Raw genomic sequence first — 2,125 nt, 5'->3', positions numbered from 1 at the left:
GGAGACGGAACAAAAGAGGGAGAAGAAATTGATCATTTCTTACACTATAATGAAATTGAAAAAAATTTGATCAATCATTGTAAAACACACGGCTTTACACATGTTGAATTTATGCCTCTTTGTGAATTCCCTTTTGATGGCTCCTGGGGATATCAATGTACGTGTTACTTTGCACCAACAGCTCGATATGGAAGTATGCAGGAATTAAAACACTTTGTGAATGCGCTTCATAAAGCCAATATTGGTGTGATTATGGATTTTGTTCCTGTTCATTTTGTGACAGATAATTATGCTCTTCGTTATTATGATGGAACACCTTTATATGAATATGACAAACCTGAAGATGCTTATTCTGAATGGGGAACTTTAAACTTTAACTTATGGCGTGAAGAAGTTCGTTCATTTTTAATGTCAGCTGCCAATTTCTGGCTGGAAGAATGTCATTTTGATGGACTGAGAATGGATGCGATTTCCAATGCGATTTATTGGAAAGGAAATAAAGATCGTGGTGTGAATGAAGGGGCTTGTATTTTCTTAAGAAGAATGAACCACTTATTGAATGTAGCCCATAATGGAAGCATCATGTTGATTGCAGAAGATTCTTCAGATTTCCCAGGTGTTACGCGTTTAGGAAGTGATGGAGGACTTGGATTTGATTATAAATGGGATATGGGCTGGATGAATGATACGTTAAAGTATTTGGCAATGGATCCAATTTATCGTCAATGGCATCACAATAAAATTAATTTCAGCATGGCATATTTTTATTCAGAAAACTTCATTCTTCCATTTAGTCACGATGAAACAGTTCATGGAAAAGCAACTATCGTCAATAAAATGTGGGGAAGTTATCATGATAAATTTGCTCAGGCACGTGCTTTATATGTATATATGTTTACACATCCTGGTAAGAAATTGAATTTCATGGGAAATGAAATTGGTCAAATGCGTGAATGGGATGAAAAGAAAACGTGTGACTGGTTCTTACGTGAAATGCCTATGCATGATAGTTTTGAAAAGATGTTCATGGATTTAGGTAAATTGTATACAAAAAATGATGCGTTCTTTGAAAATGATTATAGTTGGGATTCTTTTAAATGGATTGATGCAGATAATAATAAACAAAATTTATTTTCTTATATTCGTAAAGGATCCACAAAAGACTATGTTATTGTATTAAATTTCTCAACAAATTCTTATGTGAATCAGCAGTTTGGTGTAGAGCGAAAAGGAAAATACAAAGAAGTATTAAATACGCAATGGAACAAATACAGCGGACCAATTCTGGATGCCAACATTCAGTCTTGCCAGGCAATGAAAGTAGAAAAACATCATTTACCATATATGATTGAAATTGATGTACCAGCTTTAGGCGCAACTGTATTTGAAGTTCGTCATCAAAGAACAACAAAAAAGAAGGAAAAATAATTCCTTCTTTTTATAACTATGAACAATTCAAAAAAAGCTCAGTTACGTCATGGAAAAATCAGGGATTTACTTCAAAAAAAAGAAGTAATTGGTATCCAGGAATTATGTAGAGAATGTAATGTTTCCATTGCGACGATTCGAAATGATTTGACGTTTCTGGAAAAACAAGGCGTTTTAAAACGTGTTATTGGAGGGGCAGTAAGCACCGAAGGCACGTGTCGAAATACTGTATATGCTTCACGTATTAATTTAATGAAAAAAGAGAAACAACAAATTGCCAAATATGTTGTGGATCATATTATTAAAGAAAATATGGTCATTGGAATGGACGCAGGCACAACCAATCAATACATTGCGATGGCCTTGCTGGAAAAAGATTTTCCTTGTACAGTAATAACCAATGCATATAATGTGGTTTCTCTTTTATGGAAATCAAAAAATATCCAGGTACATTTAATTGGTGGAAAACTAGATAAAGAACACAATGCGTTTTATGATGAAAAAGCCATTCAAAGTGCCAATCAATATCATACTGATATTTATTTACTAGCACCCAATGGAATTGATGACATTTGTATTTCTTTGAGTTCAAAAGAAGAAGCAAAAATCAAGCGTATATTTATTCAAAATACGAAAAATGTCATTGTTGTTGCCGATCACACAAAATATAATGTACATGCAGGCCATTATTTAATGG

General features: G+C 33.6%; 2 protein-coding genes. Both read left to right on the top strand.

The genetic code is table 11. The annotated features are described in order from the left end of the window. A partial coding sequence (glgB, locus tag ACI32A_RS05145; protein WP_439753964.1) for a 1,4-alpha-glucan branching enzyme occupies positions 1-1,428 on the top strand: 1,428 nt, incomplete at its 5' end. 18 nt (positions 1,429-1,446) lie between these two features. Next, a partial coding sequence (locus ACI32A_RS05140; protein ID WP_439753963.1) for a DeoR/GlpR family DNA-binding transcription regulator occupies positions 1,447-2,125 on the top strand: 679 nt, incomplete at its 3' end.

It is taken from the genome of Floccifex sp., from assembly GCF_051873555.1.
Lineage (GTDB): Bacteria > Bacillota_I > Bacilli_A > Erysipelotrichales > Erysipelotrichaceae > Floccifex.
This window is presented reverse-complemented; position numbering and strand designations above follow the sequence as displayed.